This is a genomic window from Pseudomonas sp. 37 R 15, assembly GCF_900004865.1.
Lineage (GTDB): Bacteria > Pseudomonadota > Gammaproteobacteria > Pseudomonadales > Pseudomonadaceae > Aquipseudomonas > Aquipseudomonas fluorescens_AM.
This window is the reverse complement of the sequence record NZ_CVTV01000048.1, coordinates 144183-166833: the sequence shown is the minus strand read 5'-3', so window position 1 is coordinate 166833 and position 22651 is coordinate 144183. Positions and strand designations below refer to the sequence as shown.

Sequence of the window (22651 nt, the reverse complement as noted above, 5' to 3'; positions counted from 1 at the left end):
TTGCCGTCGTCGATGGCGCGCACTATACGGAGCGATATTTACGCTGTAAACCCCTGCCATGAAAAAAGCCTGGAAAATTTCGCCAATGGTCGTGCAAGGTGCGCACCGGGGGCTGCAAAGGCCTTTTAAAAGGCTTGATGACGTCTGAAATTTCCCGTTTCAATACGCGTATGCCAAACTAACCCGCATATAGACAAGGTGAAAACTCTCTAATGGCCGATTGGCAGTCCCTCGATCCCGAGGCCGCTCGTGAAGCGGAAAAATATGAAAACCCTATTCCTAGCCGCGAACTGATCCTGGCGCACCTCGCCGATCGTGGTTCGCCTGCTAGCCGCGAGCAGCTGGTTGAAGAATTCGGTCTGACCACCGAAGACCAGCTCGAAGCCCTGCGCCGCCGTTTGCGTGCGATGGAGCGCGATGCTCAGTTGATCTACACCCGCCGTGGCACTTACGCGCCGGTCGACAAGCTCGACCTGATCCTGGGCCGCATCGCCGGCCATCGGGACGGCTTCGGCTTCCTGATTCCGGATGACGGCAGTGACGACCTGTTCATGAGCCCGGCGCAGATGCGCCTGGTGTTCGACGGCGACCGTGCCCTGGCGCGTGTTTCCGGCCTGGACCGTCGTGGTCGTCGTGAAGGCGTGATCGTCGAAGTGGTGTCCCGTGCCCACGAGTCCATCGTCGGTCGTTACTTCGAAGAAGGCGGCATCGGCTTTGTGGTGCCGGATAACCCGAAGGTCCAGCAGGAAGTGCTGATCACCCCGGGCCGCAATGGCGCCGCCAAGGTCGGCCAGTTTGTCGAGGTGAAAATCACCCACTGGCCAACTGCGCGCTTCCAGCCCCAGGGCGATATCGTTGAAGTGGTCGGCAACTACATGGCGCCGGGCATGGAAATCGACGTGGCGCTGCGCACCTACGATATTCCTCACGTCTGGCCTGATGCCGTGCTCAAGGAAGCCGCCAAGCTCAAGCCGGAAGTCGAAGATAAAGACAAAGAAAAACGCATCGACCTGCGCCATCTGCCGTTCGTCACCATCGACGGCGAAGATGCTCGCGACTTCGATGACGCGGTCTACTGTGAAGCCAAGCCGGGCAAGCTGCGCCTGTTTTCCGGCGGCTGGAAGTTGTATGTCGCGATTGCCGACGTGTCCAGCTACGTGAAGATCGGTTCGGCCCTGGATAACGAAGCCCAGGTGCGCGGCAACTCCGTGTACTTCCCTGAGCGCGTGATTCCGATGCTGCCGGAGCAGCTGTCCAACGGCCTGTGCTCGCTGAACCCGAAAGTCGACCGTTTGGCCATGGTGTGCGAGATGACCATCTCCAAAACCGGCGAAATGACCGACTACCAGTTCTATGAAGCGGTGATCCACTCCCAGGCGCGCCTGACCTACAACAAGGTCAGCACCATCCTGGAAACGCCGAAGACCGGCGAAGCCAAGGCCCTGCGCAGCGAATACGCCGACGTGGTGCCGCACCTCAAGCAGCTGTATTCGCTGTACAAGGTGTTGCTGGGCGCCCGTCACACCCGTGGCGCGATCGATTTTGAAACCCAGGAAACCCGGATTGTCTTCGGTTCCGAGCGCAAGATCGCCGCCATCACTCCGACCACCCGTAACGACGCGCACAAGCTGATCGAGGAATGCATGCTGGCGGCCAACGTGGCCACCGCGGAATTCCTGAAGAAGCACGAGATTCCTGCGTTGTACCGCGTCCACGACGGTCCGCCGCCGGAGCGCCTGGAAAAACTGCGTGCGTTCCTTGGTGAACTCGGCCTGTCCCTGCACAAAGGCAAGGACGGCCCGACGCCGAAGGATTACCAGGCCCTGCTGGCCAGCATCAAGGACCGTCCGGATTACCACGTGATCCAGACCGTGATGCTGCGTTCGTTGAGCCAGGCGGTGTACAGCGCCGATAACCAGGGTCACTTCGGCCTGAATTACGAGGCGTACACCCACTTCACCTCGCCGATCCGCCGTTACCCGGACTTGCTCACGCACCGCGCGATCCGCAGCGTGATCCATTCCAAGCAGAACACCCCGCACGTCAAGCGCGCCGGTGCCATGACCATTCCGAAGGCACGGATCTATCCGTACGACGAGGCGGCGCTTGAGCAGTTGGGCGAGCAGTGCTCCATGAGCGAGCGCCGCGCCGACGAAGCTACCCGTGACGTGGTGAACTGGCTCAAGTGCGAGTTCATGAAAGATCGCGTGGGCGAGTCGTTCCCGGGTGTGATCACCGCCGTGACCGGTTTCGGCCTGTTCGTCGAGCTGACCGACATCTACGTCGAGGGTCTGGTGCACGTCACCGCCTTGCCGGGTGACTACTACCATTTCGATCCAGTGCACCACCGCCTGGCGGGCGAGCGCACCGGTCGCAGCTTCCGCTTGGGCGATACCGTGGAAGTGCAGGTCATGCGTGTCGATCTGGACGAGCGCAAGATCGACTTCGGCATGCCTGACAAACCTGCAGAGCCGACTGGCCGCAAAAAGCGTGGCAGCGAAACCGCAGCGCCGGCTTCCAAAGGCAAGGCTTCCAGCGTGAAGACAGCTGCCGAGCCAGCACCTGCCAAGACCGGTCGTCGTTCTTCGGCCAAGGACAAGGCCCCTGAAGCCTACCGTCCAAGCGATGCCGCGGCGAAAAACGCCGAGCTGCGCAAGAGCCGCGAGTTGAAGCAGCAGTTGCTCAACGAAGCCAAAAGCGGTGGTAAAGCGGCGTCTGGGGGAAAGTCCCAGGGGGCGGAAAAACCGTCGAGCAAACCGAGTAAACACCGTAAAGGCCCGCCTAAAGCGGGTTCGGCCCCCGCGAAAAGCGGCGGGTCGCGCAAACCTAAGGCCAAGTCATGAGTCTGGAAAAAATCTACGGCGTGCACGCCGTAGAAGCACTGCTGCGTCACCACCCCAAGCGCGTCAAGCAGGTGTGGCTGGCGGAAGGTCGCAGCGAGCCACGCGTGCAAGCGCTGGTCGAGCTGGCCACCCAGAACAAGGTTGCCATCGGCCAGGCCGAGCGCCGTGAAATGGACGTGTGGGTAGAAGGCGTTCACCAGGGCGTGGTGGCCGACGTCAGCCCGAGCCAGGTGTGGGGCGAAGCCATGCTCGACGAGCTGCTCGACCGTACAGAAGGCGCGCCGTTGCTGCTGGTGCTGGACGGCGTGACTGACCCGCACAACCTCGGCGCCTGCCTGCGTTCGGCGGATGCGGCCGGCGCGCTGGCAGTGATCGTACCTAAAGACAAGTCGGCCACCCTCACGCCGGTTGTGCGTAAAGTGGCCTGCGGCGCGGCGGAAGTGATTCCGCTGGTGGCCGTGACCAACCTGGCGCGCACCCTGGAGAAGCTTCAGCAGCGCGGCTTGTGGATTGTCGGCACGGCAGGCGAGGCCGAAGTCAGCATCTACGACCAGGACCTCACCGGCCCGACCATCCTGATCATGGGCGCCGAAGGCAAGGGCATGCGTCGCCTGACCCGCGAGCATTGCGATTACCTGGTGCACTTGCCGATGGCCGGCAGCGTCAGCAGCCTGAACGTGTCGGTGGCGACGGGCGTGTGCCTGTTCGAAGCCCGGCGTCAGCGCGGTGCCAAAAAGGCAGTCGCTTCGCGCAAGTCGTAAGCCTCAAGCTGCAAGTTAAAAGCTAGGTGGTCGACCACTTGTAGCTTGTAGCTTGCAGCTTCCCCCCTGCTCCTCTACTATTGCGCCCCTTGCCCACCTGGCAGGCACGCATGTGCCTCTCCTGCGGCAAGATCCATAAGTGTCATTCACTCCTTGTCTGACCGTTTTTGAGCGGCAGGCTACAACCCGTAAGGAGCATTCATGCGTCATTACGAAATCATCTTTTTGGTCCACCCGGATCAAAGCGAGCAAGTCGGCGGCATGGTTGAGCGTTACACCAAGCTGATCGAAGAAGACGGCGGCAAAATCCACCGTCTGGAAGATTGGGGCCGTCGTCAACTGGCCTACGCAATCAACAATGTTCACAAGGCTCACTACGTGATGCTGAACGTTGAATGCACCGGCAAGGCCCTGGCCGAGCTGGAAGACAACTTCCGCTACAACGATGCAGTGATCCGTAACCTGGTCATCCGTCGCGAAGAAGCCGTTACCGGCCAATCCGAGATGCTCAAGGCTGAAGAAAACCGCAGTGAGCGCCGTGAGCGTCGCGACCGTCCTGAGCACGAAGGCGCTGATAGCGCTGACAGTGATGACAGCGACAACAGCGATAACGCTGACGAGTAATCCACGGACCTTTTAAGGAGCCTATCAAATGGCACGTTTCTTCCGTCGTCGTAAATTCTGCCGCTTCACCGCTGAAGACGTGAAAGAGATCGATTACAAAGATCTCAACACTCTGAAAGCCTACGTATCCGAGACCGGCAAAATCGTTCCAAGCCGTATCACCGGTACCAAAGCACGTTATCAGCGTCAGCTGGCCACCGCTATCAAGCGCGCCCGCTTCCTGGCCCTGCTGGCCTACACCGACAGCCACGGCCGCTGAGACCGGGCAGTCGACAAGTAGTAAGGGATTGAATGCATGCGCGCCTTAGCTGAGTTCATCATGCGCGGTCGTGTGCAGGCCACTCTGGTAGTGGCTGGCTGTGCGGCATTGCCGTTGCTTTATTGGTTGGGTGCTGCCGCAGGTTGCCTTGTGCTCCTGCGGCGCGGTTTGAAGGACGCCCTGGGCGTTCTTGCCCTGGGTTTGTTGCCGGCCTTGATCTGGTGGCTGCAAATGGGTGATCCACGGGTACTTCTGGTACTGCTGGGGTCATCGAGCCTTGCGTTGGTTTTACGCGCAAGTGAGTCCTGGGTCCGTACGCTGCTGGTCAGCGTGGCAGTGGGGTTGGTGTACTCAGTGATGCTTGGCGCGGCTTTCCGCCCGCAAATCGAGGCGCTGGCGCAGGAGATCGTCAAGATCCTGCCGCTGGCCCTCGGGGATCTCTACCAGCAATTGTCGGTAGATGAGCGAGCGCGGTTTGCGTCACTGATTGCCCCGGTCCTGACCGGCCTGATTGCGGCTTTGTTGCAGGTTGTCAGCGTGCTGAGCCTGATTCTTGGGCGTTATTGGCAGGCGTTGTTGTATAACCCGGGTGGTTTTGGTCGCGAGTTTCGCAGTATCAGGATTCCCGCGGGACCGGCGATGTTGCTGCTGGCGTGCATGGTTGTCGGACCGAACTTCGGTCCACAGATGGCCTTGCTGGCGCCGATTTGCAGCGTACCGCTGGTGTTTGCCGGGCTGGCCCTGATTCACGGGCTGGTTGCGCGAAAGCGCCTGGCCAGGTTCTGGCTGGTGGGGTTGTACGTGACGCTGTTGCTGTTCATGCAGCTGATCTATCCGTTACTCGTGGTCCTGGCCATTGTCGACGGCCTGATTGATTTTCGCGGACGTCTGGCGTCGAAAGACGCCGATAGCGCGAACGGTGAAGGTTAAAAGTTAGAGGATTTTCACATGCAACTGATCCTTCTGGAAAAAGTCGCCAACCTGGGCAACCTGGGCGACAAAGTGAACGTTAAGGCCGGCTACGGTCGTAACTACCTGCTGCCATACGGCAAAGCCACCGCTGCAACCGCTGCCAACCTGGCTGCGTTTGAAGAGCGTCGTGCCGAGCTGGAAAAAGCCGCAGCAGACAAAAAAGCTTCGGCCGAAACTCGCGCTGCCCAACTGGCTGAGCTGGAAGTGACTATCACTGCCACCGCCGGTGACGAAGGCAAGCTGTTCGGTTCGATCGGCACCCACGACATCGCTGATGCACTGACCGCCTCCGGCGTTGAAGTGCAGAAGAGCGAAGTTCGTCTGCCGAACGGCACCATCCGCAACGTAGGCGAATTCGACGTAGCCGTGCACCTGCACGCCGAAGTTGAAGCCACCGTACGCGTTGTCGTGGTAGCAGCTTAAGTCGCACCTAACTGACTGGCACCTCGTGTGCCAGCCGGTTAACATCGGGCACGATCCTGTTTACAGGTCGTGCCTTTTGTTTTTCTACACACCCTTAAATTCCAAGTGGCCATGAACGAAATCTCCGCTCCTGAGCAATATGACCTGCAAACCGCTGCCCTGAAGGTGCCGCCGCATTCCATCGAGGCCGAACAGGCTGTGCTCGGTGGCTTGATGCTGGACAACAACGCCTGGGAACGCGTGCTGGATCAAGTCTCGGACGGTGACTTCTATCGCCATGACCACCGCCTGATCTTCCGCGCCATCGCCAAGCTGGCCGACCAGAACTCACCGATCGACGTGGTGACCCTGGCTGAGCAGTTGGACAAGGAGGGCCAGACCTCCCAAGTGGGCGGCCTCGGTTACCTCGGTGAGCTGGCGAAAAACACGCCGTCTGTCGCCAACATCAAGGCGTATGCGCAGATCGTCCGCGAGCGCGCCACCCTGCGCCAGTTGATCGGCATCAGCACCGAGATCGCCGACAGCGCCTTCAACCCCGAAGGTCGCACCGCCGCCGAGATCCTCGACGAAGCCGAGCGCCAGATCTTCCAGATCGCCGAAGCACGGCCCAAGACCGGCGGCCCCGTCAGCGTCAACGACCTGCTGACCAAGGCCATCGACCGCATCGACACCTTGTTCAATACCGATGCCGCGATCACCGGTATTTCCACCGGCTATACCGACCTCGATGAGAAGACCAGCGGCCTGCAGCCGTCCGACCTGATCATCGTCGCCGGCCGTCCTTCGATGGGTAAGACCACCTTCGCCATGAACCTGGTGGAGAACGCCGTACTGCGCAGCGACAAGGCGGTGCTGGTGTACTCCCTCGAGATGCCAGGTGAATCGCTGATCATGCGTATGCTCTCGTCCCTGGGTCGTATCGACCAGACCAAGGTGCGTTCCGGCCAATTGGAAGACGACGATTGGCCACGCCTGACCTCGGCGGTCAACCTGCTTAACGACCGCAAGCTGTTCATCGATGACACCGCCGGTATCAGCCCTTCAGAGATGCGTGCGCGTACCCGCCGCCTGGTGCGTGAACACGGCGACATCGCCCTGATCATGATCGACTACCTGCAGTTGATGCAGATCCCGGGTTCCAGCGGCGACAACCGCACCAACGAGATTTCCGAAATCTCCCGCTCCCTGAAAGCCCTGGCCAAGGAATTCAACTGCCCGGTGGTGGCGCTGTCCCAGCTCAACCGTTCCCTGGAACAACGCCCCAACAAGCGCCCGGTGAACTCCGACTTGCGTGAATCCGGAGCGATCGAGCAGGACGCCGACGTGATCATGTTCGTGTACCGCGACGAGGTGTATCACCCCGAAACGGAACACAAAGGCATTGCCGAGATCATCATCGGCAAGCAGCGGAACGGGCCTATCGGCTTTATCCGCCTGGCGTTCATCGGCAAGTACACGCGCTTCGAAAACCTCGCGCCGGGCAGCTACAACTTCGACGACGACGAGTAAGCCGTTTGCTCAATTCCGACCATTACCGTCGGAATTGGTCAAAATTTGTGCTATATTCCGCGCCCGCGATTTTTCATCTCAACACCGGTCACCGTCATGCAAACAGCCAAGCCGTTATTTGACTATCCCAAGTACTGGGCCGAATGTTTCGGTCCTGCGCCATTCCTGCCCATGAGCAGGGAGGAGATGGATCAGCTTGGCTGGGATTCCTGCGACATCATCATCGTCACCGGTGATGCCTACGTTGACCATCCGTCGTTCGGCATGGCGATCATCGGCCGGCTGCTGGAGTCCCAGGGCTTTCGCGTCGGGATCATTGCCCAGCCGAACTGGCAGTCCAAAGACGACTTCATGAAGCTCGGCGAGCCGAACCTGTTCTTCGGCGTCGCGGCCGGCAACATGGACTCGATGATCAACCGCTACACCGCCGACAAGAAAATCCGTTCCGACGACGCCTACACCCCTGGCGGCATGGCCGGCAAACGCCCGGACCGCGCCAGCCTGGTGTACAGCCAGCGGTGCAAGGAAGCCTACAAGAACGTGCCGATCGTGCTGGGCGGCATCGAGGCCTCCCTGCGCCGCATCGCCCACTACGACTACTGGCAGGACCGCGTGCGTAACTCGATCCTGATCGACGCCACCGCCGACATCCTGTTGTACGGCAACGCCGAGCGCGCAATTGTCGAAGTTGCCCAGCGCCTGTCGTGGGGCCACAAGATTGAAGACATCACTGACGTGCGCGGCACTGCGTTCATTCGCCGTGACACGCCGGCAGGCTGGTACGAAGTGGACTCCACGCGTATCGACCGTCCGGGCAAGATCGATAAGATCATCAACCCGTACGTGAACACCCAGGACACCCAGGCTTGCGCCATTGAGCAAGAGAAGGGGCCGGTTGATGATCCGGACGAAGCCAAGGTCGTGCAGATCCTGGCCAGCCCGCGCATGACCCGCGACAAAACCGTAATCCGCCTGCCGTCGGTGGAAAAAGTCCGTGGCGACGCAGTGCTCTACGCTCACGCCAACCGCGTGTTGCACCTGGAAACCAACCCAGGCAACGCCCGCGCTCTGGTGCAAAAACATGGTGAAGTGGATGTGTGGTTCAACCCGCCGCCCATTCCCATGACCACCGAAGAAATGGACTACGTGTTTGGCATGCCTTACGCCCGTGTCCCGCATCCGGTGTACGGCAAGGAAAAGATTCCGGCCTACGACATGATCCGCTTCTCGGTGAACATCATGCGTGGCTGCTTTGGCGGCTGCACCTTCTGCTCGATCACCGAGCACGAAGGCCGCATCATCCAGAACCGTTCCGAAGAGTCGATCATTCGCGAGATCGAAGAGATCCGCGACAAGGTCCCGGGCTTCACCGGGGTGATCTCCGACCTCGGCGGCCCGACCGCGAACATGTACCGCATCGCCTGCAAGAGCCCGGAAATCGAATCCGCGTGCCGCAAGCCGTCGTGCGTGTTCCCTGGCATCTGCCCGAACCTGAACACCGATCACTCGTCGCTGATCCAGCTGTACCGCAGCGCCCGTGCGTTGCCGGGTGTGAAGAAGATTTTGATTGCCTCCGGCTTGCGCTACGACCTCGCCGTCGAGTCGCCGGAGTACGTCAAGGAGCTGGTCACCCACCACGTCGGTGGCTACCTCAAGATCGCCCCGGAACACACCGAGGAAGGTCCGCTCAACCAGATGATGAAGCCGGGCATTGGCAGCTATGACAAGTTCAAGCGCATGTTCGAGAAGTACACCAAGGAAGCGGGCAAGGAGCAGTACCTGATCCCGTACTTCATCGCCGCCCACCCCGGCACCACCGATGAAGACATGATGAACCTGGCTCTGTGGCTCAAGGGCAACGGTTTCCGCGCCGACCAGGTGCAGGCGTTCTACCCGTCGCCGATGGCCACCGCCACCGCGATGTACCACTCGGGCAAGAACCCGCTGCGCAAGGTCACCTACAAGAGCGACGCGGTGACCATCGTCAAGAGCGAAGAGCAGCGCCGTCTGCACAAGGCGTTCCTGCGTTACCACGACCCCAAGGGCTGGCCGATGCTGCGTGAAGCGCTGACCCGCATGGGCCGTGCCGACCTGATCGGGCCGGGCAAGGACCAGTTGATCCCGCTGCATCAGCCGAGCACCGACAGCTACCAGAGCGCGCGTCGCAAGAACTCGACGCCGGTCGGCAGCCACAAGGTCGCCAGGGAAACCACCACCAAAATTCTCACCCAGCACACCGGCCTGCCACCGCGTGGCAGCGACGGCAGCAACCCGTGGGACAAGCGCGAGCAAGCCAAGGCGGCGGCTCAGGCGCGTAACAAACAGGCGGCGAAGGAACGTACCGATGCGGCCAAGGGCAAAGGCGGCAAGCCTGCGCGCAAGCCGGTGGTGCCGCGTTGATCGCAGCCTGACATGCAAAACGCCAGCCTCGTGCTGGCGTTTTGCTTTCTAGTCGGTGGTGAGCCTGTTTGGTAAGGTGGCGCCTATCAGATTGCTATCGGGGGCAAGCCCCCTCCCACACTTTGATGTGTGAATACATTCAAAATGTGGGAGGGGGCTTGCCCCCGATAGCGTCAGTTCCGTCACCCCCCTTCAAGGAAGAGCACCCCCATGAGCAACCCCCTGCTCAGCATCGGCATGGACTCCAACCGCTCCCAGTTCATGGCGCGCCAGCGTATTGAAAGTCAGATCAACCTGCCGCGCCTGTTTGCAGCTATCGATGCTGACCCCGGCATCGTTGGCGCAGGCGTCGTCTACATCGATGCCGACTTCAACGTCATTACCCTGCGCGAATTCAAGCCCATCTGCAGTATCAGGCCCAAGCGCATCATCTTGCGCGAGGCGCAGAAATACATCTCGCCCGCACAGTTTGTAGAGCAGGTGAAGACCGACCCCCGCGAAGGACGTCTGAGGAAAGAGGCGTTTGATATGGGCCTTTCATGTGGCGCAGCGGTGATCGGCTGGATCGTTGTATTCAGCGGCAGCGTCGCTGTGCCGTTCACTGCGGGTGCCAGTGCATTTGTGGTGGGTATCGGCGTCACTGCGGCGCTGGCGAGCAGCGCCCAATGCGGATTTGGCGTGGCACGTACCTATAACGAAATACTTGATCCCGATGCGAACGACCGCATGGACGACGCCGAATGGTATGGCGCGGTTTCACCCATCCTCGATGCGGCCTCGCTGGTGGGGATCGGCACGGGGGCCTTGACCACGGTCAGGCTGCTCAAAGCCAACAAGGCCGCCGCGTTGGGTAAGAGTTGGTATGAGCTGCTCAAGGGTCTGAGCCGTCAGGAACGCAAGAAATTGACCAAGGAGTTGCTCAGCCTGCGCGATCCGAGCCTGACGCCCAAGTTGCTCAAGCTGCAGCAGCGCGCCGGCAAGCTGACCAAGAGCTACAGCTCCACCGAAATCCGCCACGCCACGCTGACCCAATTGAAAGATGCGCTGGGCGGCGTATTGGGCATCGCCGGTAGCTATCGAACCGGCCATGTCGGTACGGCCAGCACCATTGCGATCGGCTTGTACGAGGATTTGACCGAATGAGCGGCTTCCCCGATATGCGCAGTTTTCTCGCGCGTTATTTTCCGGTGTTCATGGGCACCGTCTTTATGGCGATCTTCTCCGGCTCAGTCGCAGTTTCCACTGCGGGCGTGACCTATTTGCGTGGGGTAGAGCCAGCGCTCAAGTCCAGCTATTCGGGGGCTGCGATTCTGCTGCTGGTGGTGGTGCTGGTGTTTGGCAACGTGATGATCGCGCGTGGCTATCCCTGGGCGGCCAGGCTGGTGGCGGGATACCTCGGCGCGTGCCTGTTGTTCGTCTTGCCGATGATTCAGTACGACCTCAACCGCCTGGTGTACGGCTCGGCGGTTTTGTTCCCACTGCTGGGCTTATTGTTGCTCAACAGCAAGCGCCACCGCGAAATGCGTCAGCGGCTACATGAAATACGGAGCTTGCGACAGGCCGTCGTTGCCCAGCGTAGAGCCCGTTGATTGGGTAGACTCACCACCTGTGTTCGCACCTTCACCGGGAGGTCTGGCCCGCGTTAAGATCTCGCGCTAAACCAGGCGGCCGCGCAGGCCTGTAAAACGCCAGTCTCGGGTTGGCGTTTCGCTTTGTGGTAGGTGCTGAGCCTGTTTGATAGGGTGGCGCCCATTGGATGGCTATCGCGGGCAAGCCCCCGATAGCGGCAGTTCAGTCACCCCCTCCAAGGAAGAGCACCTCCATGAGCAACCCCCTGCTCAGCATCGGCATGGACTCCAACCGCTCCCAGTTCATGGCGCGCCAGCGTATTGAAAGCCAGATCAACCTGCCGCGTCGGGCGAACTCACCAAGCGTTTCACCCCTACGCAGCTCAAGCACGGCACAACGACCCAGATCAAGGACGCCCTGAGCGCAGTCGTAGGGTTCGGCGGCAGCGCCTACTCCGGAAACGTCAATACCATCGCGATCGGGCTGTATGAGGAAGTAAAAGAATGGGCGAACTGATGACGCTCCGGGACTTTTTCACGCATTACTTTCTGACATTTCTGGGCGGCGTATTTGCGGCGTATTTTTCATTGGCGTTGGCCATGGCGCTGGCGTTCGTCACCTATTTCGATGATGCGCCCCTTGCGCAAGTCGGGCGCAAAATCATGCTGGCCGGGGCAGTGCTCACACTGCTGACGGTGCATAGCAACTTTATGATCTTGCGCGGCAAACCCTCCTGGGCATGGTTGATGGTCGGTATCTACGTGGCCTGCCTGCTGTTTGTGTTGCCGATGTTCCAATACGCCCCTCATCGTGTTCTTTATGGGTTGGCGCTGGTTTTTCCACTGTTCGGGCTGCTGATACTCAACAGCAAGGGGCAGCGCGAGATGCGGGCCAAATGGGTGGAAATTCGCCACCTGCGTCAGGCCCTCGGCGCCAGGCACAAGACCCCATGACTGGGTAGATTCACCACCTCCCTTCAGGCGTTCGCCACAAATATGTGCAGCCCTCGCACCATGACGCCACCGTTGGCGTCGTTTTGGTGCTGTACTGCGGCGGTTCCCACGATAAAGCGCAATGACTGCCGCTCTGGCATAAGTCTTGCGCGCGTTGTGCCCATGCTCTGGCTCGCAGGAGGCCGCCGTGTCGATTCATGTCGCGTTGCACCACGTTACGCATTACCGCTACGACCGTGCTGTCGAACTTGGCCCGCAAATTGTGCGATTGCGCCCGGCGGCCCATAGCCGCACGCGGATACTGTCCTACGCGCTGAAGGTGCTGCCCGAGCAGCACTTCATCAACTGGCAACAGGACCCCCAGGGTAATTATCTGGCGCGCCTGGTATTCCCGCAAAAGACTGACGAGCTGCGCGTTGAGGTCGATCTGGTCGCCGAGATGGCGGTATTCAACCCATTCGATTTTTTCCTCGAACCCTACGCCGAAAACATCCCCTTCAGCTATGCCGCCGATGAGCAGCGCGAACTGGCGCCCTACCTGGAAACGTTGCCGCTGACGCCGAAGTTTGCCGCCTACCTGGCCGGTATCGACCGCACGCCGCTGCCGGCCGTGGATTTTCTGGTCGGACTCAACCAGCGCCTGGCCGCCGATATCGGCTACCTGATCCGCATGGAGCCGGGCGTGCAAACCCCGGAGTTCACCCTGGAAAATGCCTCGGGCTCATGCCGCGATTCGGCCTGGCTGCTGGTGCAGCTGCTGCGCAACCTCGGGCTGGCGGCGCGGTTTGTCTCCGGCTATCTGATTCAGCTCACCGCCGATGTCAAAGCCCTGGATGGCCCCTCCGGCACCGACGTGGATTTCACCGACCTGCACGCCTGGTGCGAGGTGTATCTGCCCGGCGCCGGCTGGATCGGCCTGGACGCCACCTCGGGCTTGTTCGCCGGTGAAGGCCATATCCCGTTGGCCTGCAGTCCCGATCCGTCGTCCGCTGCTCCGATCAGTGGCTTGGTTGAGCCATGCGAGTGCGAGTTCAGCCATGAGATGTCGGTGGAGCGCCTCTGGGAAGCGCCACGGGTGACCAAGCCCTACACCGAAGAGCAATGGCTGGCGATCCAGGCTCTGGGCCGGCAGATCGATGCTGACCTGCACAGGGACGATGTGCGCCTGACCATGGGCGGCGAACCGACGTTCGTGTCTATCGACGACCCCGACGGCGCCGAATGGAATACCGCCGCCCTGGGCCCGGACAAGCGCCGCCTGTCCGCTGAACTGTTCCTGCGCCTGCGCAGGCACTACGCGCCGCAGGGCCTGGTGCATTTCGGCCAGGGCAAGTGGTACCCCGGCGAGCAGTTGCCGCGCTGGTCCCTGAACTGCTACTGGCGCCGCGACGGCGTGCCGATCTGGCACAACAGCGCGTTGATCGCCGATGAACAAGCCGACTATGGCGCGGATAGCGTAGTGGCCGGGCGCTTTCTGGCCAGCGTCGCCGAGCGTCTCAAACTGCCGGCGCGTTTCGTGTTCCCGGCGTTTGAAGACAGTTTCTACTACCTGTGGCGCGAGGGCGCGCTACCGCAAAACGTCACCGCCCAGGACCCGCGCCTGAGCGATGACCTGGAGCGTGCGCGCCTGCGCAAAGTCTTCAGCCAGGGCCTGGATAAAGTCATCGGCCAAGTGCTGCCACTGGCGCGCACCGCCGCCAACGATCGCTGGCAGAGCGGGCGCTGGTACCTGCGCGACAACCACTGCCGCCTGGTGCCGGGCGACTCGCCGTTGGGGTATCGATTGCCGTTGGCCTCGCAGCCCTGGGTGACGGCTGCCGAATATCCGTTTGTGCATCCGACCGACCCGAATCAGGAGCAACCGTCGCTGCCGACCACCGCACACCTGCACAGCCATGGCGAGCCGGCCCCGAGCGATGAGCGCGTGCCGCAGGTCGATGAGTCCGCCGACTGGCTGACCCGCACTGCGCTGTGCGCCGAAGCGCGGGAAGGGCGCGTGTACCTGTTCATGCCGCCCCTGGAACGTGTCGAGGACTATCTGGAGCTGGTGACGGCCATCGAGGCGACCGCCGAAGAACTGCATTGCCCGGTGCTGCTGGAAGGCTACGAGCCGCCGATGGATACACGCCTGAGCCATTTCCGGGTGACGCCGGACCCCGGCGTGATCGAGGTCAACGTGCAGCCGTCCGCCACCTGGGACGAGTTGGTGGAGCGCACCGAATTCCTCTACGAAGAGGCGCGGCAAACCCGCCTGACCACGGAAAAATTCATGATCGACGGTCGCCACACCGGCACCGGCGGCGGCAACCATTTCGTGCTGGGCGGCGCCACACCCAAGGACTCACCGTTCCTGCGCCGGCCCGACCTGCTGCGCAGCTTGATCAGCTATTGGCACAATCATCCCTCGCTGTCCTATCTGTTCTCCGGCCTGTTTATCGGCCCGACGTCCCAGGCGCCGAGAGTGGATGAAGCGCGCAACGATGCGCTGTATGAGCTGGAAATCGCCTTTGCGCAGATGCCCGCGCCGGGCGAAGAATGCCCGCCCTGGTTGGTCGACCGTTTGCTGCGCAACCTGCTGATCGACGTCACGGGCAATACCCATCGCGCCGAGTTCTGCATCGACAAGCTCTATTCCCCCGATGGCGCCACCGGCCGTCTGGGCCTGCTGGAGCTGCGCGCCTTTGAAATGCCGCCCCATGCGCGCATGAGCCTCACCCAGCAGTTGCTGTTGCGGGCGCTGGTCGCGCGGTTCTGGCGTGAACCTTACGCGCCACCGAAGTTGGCGCGCTGGGGGACTGAACTGCATGATCGCTTCCTGTTGCCGCACTTTATCGAGCAGGATTTCGCCGATGTGATCGTCGAGCTCAATGCCGCCGGTTATCCGCTGCGGGCCGAGTGGTTTGCCGCGCACCTGGAATTTCGTTTCCCCAAGGTCGGCGACTATGCCGTCAGCGGTATCGAGCTGGAACTGCGCCAGGCCCTGGAACCCTGGCATGTACTGGGCGAGGAGGGCGCAGTAGGCGGTACGGTGCGCTATGTGGACTCATCCCTGGAGCGCCTGCAAGTGAAGTTGAGCGGCTTGGCGCCGCAACGTTATGTGCTGACCTGCAATGGCATTCCGGTGCCGCTGCAGCCGACCGGCCGCGTCGGCGAGTTTGTTGCCGGGGTACGTTACCGCGCCTGGCAACCGGCCAACTGCCTGCAGCCGACCATCGCGGTGCACGCGCCGCTGGTGTTCGACCTGCTGGACACCTGGATGCAGCGCTCGCTGGGCGGCTGCCAGTACCATGTGGCCCATCCGGGCGGGCGCAATTACGACAGCTTGCCGGTGAATGCCAACGAAGCCGAGAGCCGGCGGATGGCGCGGTTTTTCCGTTTGGGGCATAGCCCGGGCAAGCTCTCTGTGCCGACTGTGGTGGTGAACGATGAATTGCCAATGACTCTGGATTTGCGCCGCTTCCCCAATAAAAATGACTGAATCACAATCCAAATGTGGGAGGGGGCTTGCCCCCGATAGCGGTCTGTCAGTCAGAATTTCTGTTACTGATGCACCGCAATCGGGGGCAAGCCCCCTCCCACATTGGATCGTAGTGAATTTAAGTTAACCTGAGCCCCCTTGCCTCTGCCGAGCGTTCCATGTCCGACTTGCTCGACCGTTACCCGCTGACCCCGGGCACCTATCATGAACTGCTGGATGACAGCGGCGCAGTGCGTGCCCACTGGCAGCGCCTGCTCGACCACCTGCAACGCAGCACGCCGGCCCAACTGGCCCAGCGCCAGGCATTGCTGACGCGGCAGATCCAGGAAAACGGCGTGACCTACAACGTCTACGCCGACCCCAAGGGCGCCGATCGCCCATGGGAACTGGACCTGTTGCCCCACGTGCTGGCCGCTGACGAGTGGCAGCACCTGTCGGCCGGCATTGCCCAGCGGGCGCGCCTGCTCAATGCCGTGCTCGCCGACCTCTATGGGCCGCAGCGCCTGATCAAGGAAGGCCTGCTGCCCGCCGAGCTGGTATTTGGCCACAACAACTTCCTGTGGCCGTGCCAGGGTATCCAGCCACCGGATGGTGCCTTCCTGCACCTGTATGCGGTGGACCTGGCACGCACGCCGGATGGACGCTGGTGGGTAACGGCCGACCGTACCCAGGCACCGTCGGGCGCCGGCTATGCCCTGGAAAACCGTACCATTGTGTCGCGCGCCTTCCCGGATCTTTACCGTGACTTGCAGGTGCAACACCTCACCGGTTTCTTTCGCACACTCCAGGAAACCCTGGCCCGCCAGGCGCCCGGCGATGACCAGCCACCGCTGATCGTGCTGCTGACGCCGGGGCGCTTCAACGAAAGCTATTTCGAACACCTCTACCTCGCGCGTCAGCTCGGCTACCCACTGGTGGAAGGCGGCGACCTCACCGTGCGCGACAGCACCGTATTTCTCAAGACCCTCAGTGGCCTGCGCCGCGTTCACGCAATCATGCGTCGCCTGGACGACGACTTCTGCGACCCCCTGGAGCTGCGCACGGATTCGGCCCTCGGCGTCCCGGGCCTGCTCGATGCCGTACGCCAAGGCAATGTATTGGTGGCCAACGCCTTGGGCAGCGGCGTGCTGGAGTCGCCGGGGCTGCTCGGTTTCCTGCCCGGCATCAACGAGTTTTTATTTGGCGAAGCACTGATCCTGCCGTCCATCGCCACCTGGTGGTGCGGCGAGGCGCCGGTGCTGGCCGAAGCGTTGGAGAAGCTGCCGCAGTTGTTGATCAAACCGGCGTTCCCATCGCAGAGTTTCGCCCCGGTGTTCGGTCGCGACCTGAACGCCGAACAGCGCCAGGCCCTGGCCGGGCGCATGCGTGCGCGGCCTTACGCTTATGTTGCCCAGGAGCTGGCGCAATTGTCCCAGGCACCGGTGTGGCACACCGTGGAAGACCATTTGCAACACCGCGCCATCGGCATGCGCGTGTATGCCGTGGCCAGTGACGACGGCTACCGTGTACTGCCCGGCGGCCTGACCCGCGTAGCCGCCGAGGCCGATGCCGAAGTGGTATCGATGCAACGCGGCGGAGCGAGCAAGGACACTTGGGTACTCGGCGAACGTGCGCCCGGTGGCGAGCAATGGCGCGCCCAGCGCGTGATTGGTGCGCACGACCTGGTGCGCCGCGATCCGTATCTGCCGTCACGCGTGGTGGAAAACCTGTTCTGGTTTGGCCGTTATTGCGAGCGCTGCGATGACAGTGCGCGCTGGCTGCGTATCGTGCTGGCGCGCTATGTCGACGGCGACGATCCGTTGGCCTTGCAGGCGGCGGTCGAACTGGGAGAAAGCCTGCGGCTGTTGCCGGAAGAGGGCGAGCTGCCCGACCGCTTGCTGGCCGCCTTGCTCGGCGATGACTGGCCCTCGAGCCTGCGCGCCAATTTGCAGCGCTTGCAGTGGGCGGCGTCCCAGGTGCGCGGCAAGTTGTCCCGGGAAAACTGGCAGGCCCTGGTGGAGCTGCAACGCGAAGCCATGGAATTGGAGCGTGAAACCCCGGACTTCGGCGAGTTGCTGGACTTCCTCAACCGCCTGGTGATGTCCCTGGCGGCGCTGTCCGGGTTCGCCCTGGACGATATGACCCGCGACGAGGGCTGGCGCTTCTTGATGATGGGCCGGCGTATCGAGCGCCTGCAGTTTCTGAGCAGCAGCCTTGCCGCGTTCCTGCGCGGTGTGGCGGTCTTCGATCAGGCCGGGCTGGAATGGTTGCTGGAGCTGGGCAACAGCAGCATCACCTACCGTTCGCGGTACCTGGCGGTGCCGCAACTGATTCCGGTGCTCGACCTGCTGTTGCTCGACGAACAGAACCCCCATGCGGTGCTGTTCCAGCTCAAGCTGGTGAGCCGCACCTTGCGTCGCTTGAACGATGATTTCGGCGTGCCGCGGGAAACCGGCCTGGCAGCGTTGGTGGAGCAGTTGGCGCGTTTCGACCTCGGTTGCCTGGAGAACCCGCTGTTCGGTGAATCCGGCGTGCGCGCCGCGTTGGATGGCCTGGCCGACCTGCTGCAAGCGGTCGCCGATGAAAGCGGGCAAGTGTCGGATCGCCTGGCCCTGCGCCACTTTGCCCATGTGGATGATGTCAGCCAGCAAACGGTGTCGGTGTGATGAGTGCGCGCTATCAGATTTTCCATGACACCCATTATCACTACGACAGCGCGGTGTCCCTGGCCCAGCAGCTGGCGCATCTATGGCCGCGGCCCTGTGCGTGGCAACGGTGCACCTGGCAGACCCTGGATATCAGCCCGCAGCCCTCTTCACGCCGCGACGAGCTGGACGTGTTCGGCAACCCGATCACCCGCCTGGCGTTCGAGCGGCCCCATGACGAATTGCTGATCAATGCCGGCCTGACCGTGGAAGTGCTGGCGCGACCGGCATTGGACTTACGGCAATCGCCGGCCTGGGACCGCACCCGTGACAGCTTTACCTACAGCAGCCAAGCGCTGTCACTGGAGATCATCGAAGCCTGCCGTTATCGCTTCGAATCGCCTTACGTGCATTTGAAAAGAACCTTCGTCGAGTTCTCCGAAAGCTGCTTCCCGGCCGGCGAGCCGTTGCTGCTCGGCGTGCAAGCGCTGATGCAAAAGATCTTCAGCGAATTCACCTTCGATGCCGAAGCCACCCAGGTCGCCACGCCGCTGGTGGAAGTACTGGAGCGACGTCGCGGCGTGTGCCAGGACTTTGCGCACCTGATGCTCGCCTGCCTGCGCTCGCGGGGCCTGGCGGCACGTTATATCAGCGGTTACCTGCTCACCCAGCCGCCGCCCGGCCAGCCACGGCTGATCGGTGCCGATGCGTCTCATGCCTGGGTGTCGGTGTTTTGTCCGGTGTCGGGTTGGGTGGATTTCGATCCGACGAATAATGTGCAGCCGGCGCTGGAGCACATCACCCTGGCGTGGGGCCGGGATTTTTCCGATGTGTCGCCGTTGCGAGGGGTGATATTGGGGGGAGGGAACCATGACCCGGAAGTGCGGGTGACGGTAATGCCGCTGGCGTAGCAGATTGCGGTGAGCAAGGCGGGCCTGCTCACCGCAAAGGAAATTATTCAGCCGGATCTTTTGGTGTTTCAGTGTCGTCGCTGGTTTCTTCAGCATCGACGTCCGGGTTCAGTGCGCCCGCTTCTTCATCTGCAGCGGCTTTCTTGCGTTGCAGCTTTTCCTCTTTCTTCTGTTCCTTGGCCAAGTCTCTCTGACGTTTGGCGAAGGAGTAATTAGGTTTGGCCATGGGCGATCCTCTAGGGTCGAAGGTGAGGGTGGGCGGCGCGCGGCTGCCTTGGGTCACTATGGTAGCAGCTTCGCAGCGCGCTTGGCCTTCACTTACCGCTGGCGTAAGCGGCGAACAGGCCTTTGAACAGTTGATTGAGGTGCATGGCGCAGGCTCCAATGAGGGATGGGCCGATCATAGCGGGTTGCCGCGAGGGCCGATGGTAGATTGTGTTGATCAGCCTGATAGCCTAAAGTTGTATACAATCTGTTGATGCAGATCATAAGAAATTAAGCCTGCTTGAGGCACCCTTGTCGCAATACGCGTTTTCTAACCCTGCCCTGGAGATTCACATGTTCGCCAAACTCGTTGCTGTTTCCCTGCTGACTCTGGCCAGCGGCCAGTTGCTTGCTGCAGAGTGCAAGGTCACTGTCGACTCCACCGACCAGATGTCGTTCAACACCAAAGAAATCACCATCGACAAGAGCTGCAAGCAGTTCACCGTCGAGCTGACGCACTCCGGCAACCTGCCGAAAAACGTCATGGGGCATAACTGGGTGTTGACCAGCGCCGCCAACATGCAGCCCGTTGCCAGCGACGGCATGGCCGCCGGGGTGGACAAAAACTACCTCAAGGAAGGCGACGACCGCATCATCGCCCACACCAAGCTTATTGGCGCCGGCGAAAAAGACTCGGTGACGTTCGACGTGTCGAAGCTGACGGCGGGCACGGATTACATGTTCTTCTGCTCGTTCCCAGGCCATATCTCGATGATGAAAGGCACTGTGACCGTCAAGTAACACCGCGTTATCGTTCATCGGGGGCAAGCCCCCTCCCACATTTGACTGTATTCACATCAAGTGTGGGAGGGGGCTTGCCCCCGATGGCATTCTGGCAGTCAACGCAAAACTATCTGCCTCACCTCAAGGCGCAAACGGCATCACCCGCTTGTGCTCCGTCTTGCGGTACGTCTCGCAGATAATCCTGAATGCCTCTTCACGCACGGGTTCACCGTGCAGGAACGCATCGATTTCGGCATAGGTCACGCCATGTGACGCTTCGTCCGGCTTGCCCGGCGACAGGTCCTCCAGGTCGGCGGTCGGGACTTTCTCCACCAACGACTCCGGCGCGCCGAAGTGCCGCGCAATCGCACGCACCTGGTTTTTCACCAGCCCGCTCAGCGGCGCCAGGTCACAGGCGCCATCCCCGAACTTGGTGAAAAAGCCCATCACCGCTTCCGCCGCATGGTCGGTACCGATCACCAGCCCACCGGCCGCACCGGCGATGGTGTACTGCGCGACCATGCGCATGCGCGCCTTGGTGTTGCCCAGCACGAAATCGCGGGATGCCGCCGGTTTGTCATCGAACGCCGCAACCTGATTGGCCAGGGCCTTGACCGCCGGGCCGATGTTGACGGTGTGGCGCTCGTCCGGCTCGATGAAGTCCACCGAAGCCTGGGCTTCGTGTTCGTCGAACTGGGTTTCGTAGGGCAGGCGCACGGCGATGAAACGATAGGCCGCGTCACCGCTGCTGGCGCGCAGTTCCTGCACGGCACGTTGGGCCAGGAGGCCTGCGGTCAGGGAATCGACACCTCCACTGATGCCCAGTACCAGCGACTTGAGCCCGGAATTGCGCAGGCAGTCCTGGATAAAGGCCACGCGCCTGGCGACTTCTGCCTCCAGGGCGGCCTGGTCTTTGAACGGCGCTTGCACCTTGAGCTGCTGCGCAATCTCACGCTGTACGGCTTGCATGCTTCACTCCTTGCTGGATAGGGCAGGTACTTTGAACACGTGACGCAAATAGGCGACAAAATTCGGGTCGGTGCAGTGGGTCTTGCCCGCTTCATCGGAAATCTTGGCGACGGGCTGGCCATTGCAGGCGGTCATTTTAAGCACGATGCTCATCGGTTCCACCCCTGGAATATCGCAGGTCAGGTTGGTGCCGATGCCAAAGCTCACATTGATGCGACCACGCAGGGCGCGGAAAATCTCCAGGGCCTTGGGCAACGTCAGGCTGTCGGAGAACACCAGGGTCTTGCTCATCGGCTCGATACCCAGCTTGTGGTAATGGGCGATGGCTTTTTCCGCCCATTGCACCGGGTCGCCGGAGTCGTGGCGCAGCCCGTCGAACAGCTTGGCGAAGTACAAGTCGAAGTCGCCCAGGAACGCATCGGTGGTGATGCAGTCGGTCAGGGCGATGCCCAGCAGGCCACGGTATTCGCGGACCCAGCAGTCAAGGGCGGCGATCTGGCTGTCGATCAGGCGCGGGCCGAGTTGCTGGTGGGCCATGATCCATTCATGGGCCATGGTGCCCAATGGTTTCATGTCGAATTCGCGGGCCAGGTGCACGTTACTGGTACCGACAAACCGCCCGGGGAAGTCATGCTTGAGTACGCTGACCACTTCTTCCTGCACCCGGTACGAGAAGCGCCGGCGCGTGCCGAAGTCGGCCACCTGCAGCTCCGACAGTTCATCGCTGGCGGCATTCGCCGTCAGCCAGTCGAACTTGCGGTACAACTGCTCGCGGGCCTGTTCCAGGATCACGGTCTGGTAGCGGTAGCGGTTACGCACTTCGCTGACGATGGCCAGCATCGGCACTTCAAACAGGATCACATGCAGCCACGGCCCGCGCAGGCGGATAAACAGCTCGCCGTTCTCGATGCCGGTCTGCACGTAGCGCAGGTTGAAGCGGAACAGCCCGAGGAAGCGCAAAAAGTCCGGCTTCATGAAGCTGATACGTTCCAGGAAGCCCAATTGGTCCGGGCTCAGGCTCAACTCGGCGAGACGCTCGATCTGGTAGCGGATCTCCGCCAGGTACGGGCGCAGGTCTTCGCTGTTGCGGCAACGGAACTCCCATTCAACTTCCACATTCGGGTAGTTGTGCAGCACCGCCTGCATCATGGTCAGCTTGTAGAAGTCGGTGTCGAGCAGGTTCTGCACGATGCGATCGGCAAACACACTCTCGCTCATAACGGGAATCTCCAGACGGGTCGACGCTGGGCGCCGGCCTTTACGCACAATTGAGGAAAGGGGGCTAGTGGCGCATAGACCTGGGTTGGTTTGCCAGTGATTTTTTTGCCGGCGCCACTGGCGCCATCGGGGGCAAGCCCCCTCCCACATT

At 61.5% G+C, this 22651-nt stretch carries 18 protein-coding genes and 2 pseudogenes; 17 read left to right on the top strand and 3 right to left on the bottom strand.

Features of this window, described 5'->3' with window-relative positions:
• Positions 1 to 212 precede the first annotated feature (212 nt).
• From rnr to BFQ04_RS14990, 16 genes and pseudogenes are all read left to right on the top strand, one after another.
• Positions 213 to 2843 carry a ribonuclease R gene (rnr, locus tag BFQ04_RS15055; RefSeq protein WP_065951509.1) on the top strand — a complete coding sequence of 877 codons (2631 nt, stop codon included), beginning with the start codon at positions 213 to 215 and terminating at the stop codon, positions 2841 to 2843.
• Positions 2840 to 3604, top strand: coding sequence for a 23S rRNA (guanosine(2251)-2'-O)-methyltransferase RlmB (gene rlmB, locus BFQ04_RS15050; RefSeq protein WP_065951508.1), 765 nt, complete (start codon positions 2840 to 2842; stop codon positions 3602 to 3604). The genes rnr and rlmB overlap by 4 nt, the downstream gene beginning before the upstream one ends.
• Positions 3605 to 3805: 201 nt before the next feature.
• Positions 3806 to 4228, top strand: a complete 423-nt coding sequence (gene rpsF / locus BFQ04_RS15045) for a 30S ribosomal protein S6 (protein WP_003236224.1) — start codon at positions 3806 to 3808, stop codon at positions 4226 to 4228.
• 28 nt (positions 4229 to 4256) lie between these two features.
• Positions 4257 to 4487, top strand: coding sequence for a 30S ribosomal protein S18 (rpsR, locus tag BFQ04_RS15040; protein WP_002551829.1), 231 nt, complete (start codon positions 4257 to 4259; stop codon positions 4485 to 4487).
• Between the two features lie 36 nt (positions 4488 to 4523).
• The gene (locus BFQ04_RS15035) at positions 4524 to 5417 is read left to right on the top strand and encodes a hypothetical protein (protein ID WP_065894510.1); all 894 of its coding nucleotides are present in this window, start codon (positions 4524 to 4526) and stop codon (positions 5415 to 5417) included.
• Between the two features lie 18 nt (positions 5418 to 5435).
• The gene (gene rplI / locus BFQ04_RS15030) at positions 5436 to 5882 is read left to right on the top strand and encodes a 50S ribosomal protein L9 (protein ID WP_003171376.1); all 447 of its coding nucleotides are present in this window, start codon (positions 5436 to 5438) and stop codon (positions 5880 to 5882) included.
• Positions 5883 to 5993: 111 nt separating this feature from the next.
• On the top strand, positions 5994 to 7391 hold the full coding sequence (dnaB, locus tag BFQ04_RS15025; protein ID WP_003188079.1) for a replicative DNA helicase: 1398 nt from the start codon (positions 5994 to 5996) through the stop codon (positions 7389 to 7391).
• A gap of 96 nt (positions 7392 to 7487) precedes the next feature.
• Entirely contained in the window at positions 7488 to 9791 is a 2304-nt protein-coding gene (locus BFQ04_RS15020; RefSeq protein WP_065951507.1) for a YgiQ family radical SAM protein, read from the top strand.
• A gap of 210 nt (positions 9792 to 10001) precedes the next feature.
• Positions 10002 to 10934: an NAD synthetase gene (locus tag BFQ04_RS15015; RefSeq protein ID WP_065951506.1), complete on the top strand. Its 933-nt coding sequence runs from the start codon at positions 10002 to 10004 to the stop codon at positions 10932 to 10934.
• Positions 10931 to 11380 carry a hypothetical protein gene (locus BFQ04_RS15010; RefSeq protein WP_065951505.1) on the top strand — a complete coding sequence of 150 codons (450 nt, stop codon included), beginning with the start codon at positions 10931 to 10933 and terminating at the stop codon, positions 11378 to 11380. The genes BFQ04_RS15015 and BFQ04_RS15010 overlap by 4 nt, the downstream gene beginning before the upstream one ends.
• Positions 11381 to 11613: 233 nt before the next feature.
• Positions 11614 to 11706 (top strand): annotated as a pseudogene (locus BFQ04_RS30455) (NAD synthetase); the annotation flags it as partial.
• A pseudogene (locus tag BFQ04_RS30020) lies at positions 11706 to 11876 on the top strand (NAD synthetase); the annotation flags it as partial. The pseudogenes BFQ04_RS30455 and BFQ04_RS30020, both read left to right, overlap by 1 nt.
• Positions 11864 to 12313 (top strand): hypothetical protein, encoded by a 450-nt coding sequence (locus BFQ04_RS15005; protein ID WP_065951504.1) that lies wholly within the window; start codon positions 11864 to 11866, stop codon positions 12311 to 12313. The pseudogene BFQ04_RS30020 and the gene BFQ04_RS15005, both read left to right, overlap by 13 nt.
• Before the next feature lie 187 nt (positions 12314 to 12500).
• Positions 12501 to 15791, top strand: coding sequence for a transglutaminase family protein (locus BFQ04_RS15000; protein WP_065951503.1), 3291 nt, complete (start codon positions 12501 to 12503; stop codon positions 15789 to 15791).
• Between the two features lie 158 nt (positions 15792 to 15949).
• Complete coding sequence (locus tag BFQ04_RS14995) at positions 15950 to 18436, top strand: circularly permuted type 2 ATP-grasp protein (protein ID WP_065951502.1); 2487 nt, start codon at positions 15950 to 15952, stop codon at positions 18434 to 18436.
• Complete coding sequence (locus tag BFQ04_RS14990; protein ID WP_065951501.1) at positions 18436 to 19326, top strand: transglutaminase family protein; 891 nt, start codon at positions 18436 to 18438, stop codon at positions 19324 to 19326. Before BFQ04_RS14995 ends, BFQ04_RS14990 begins: the two co-directional genes overlap by 1 nt.
• A 43-nt stretch (positions 19327 to 19369) precedes the next feature.
• On the opposite strand, the gene BFQ04_RS14985 is transcribed toward BFQ04_RS14990, so the two are convergent.
• Complete coding sequence (locus BFQ04_RS14985) at positions 19370 to 19552, bottom strand: hypothetical protein (RefSeq protein ID WP_065951500.1); 183 nt, start codon at positions 19550 to 19552, stop codon at positions 19370 to 19372.
• A 332-nt stretch (positions 19553 to 19884) separates the two neighbouring features.
• On the opposite strand from BFQ04_RS14985, the gene azu reads away from it, so the two are divergent.
• Positions 19885 to 20331, top strand: a complete 447-nt coding sequence (gene azu, locus BFQ04_RS14980; RefSeq protein ID WP_065883471.1) for an azurin — start codon at positions 19885 to 19887, stop codon at positions 20329 to 20331.
• Between the two features lie 123 nt (positions 20332 to 20454).
• Here azu and nadE read toward each other — a convergent pair whose 3' ends face one another.
• Together nadE and pncB are read right to left on the bottom strand one after the other, a co-directional pair.
• A complete protein-coding gene (gene nadE / locus BFQ04_RS14975; RefSeq protein WP_065951499.1) occupies positions 20455 to 21282 on the bottom strand; it encodes an ammonia-dependent NAD(+) synthetase in 828 nt (275 codons plus the stop codon).
• A 3-nt stretch (positions 21283 to 21285) separates the two neighbouring features.
• Positions 21286 to 22500: a nicotinate phosphoribosyltransferase gene (pncB, locus tag BFQ04_RS14970; RefSeq protein ID WP_065883346.1), complete on the bottom strand. Its 1215-nt coding sequence runs from the start codon at positions 22498 to 22500 to the stop codon at positions 21286 to 21288.
• Positions 22501 to 22651: the final 151 nt, after the last annotated feature.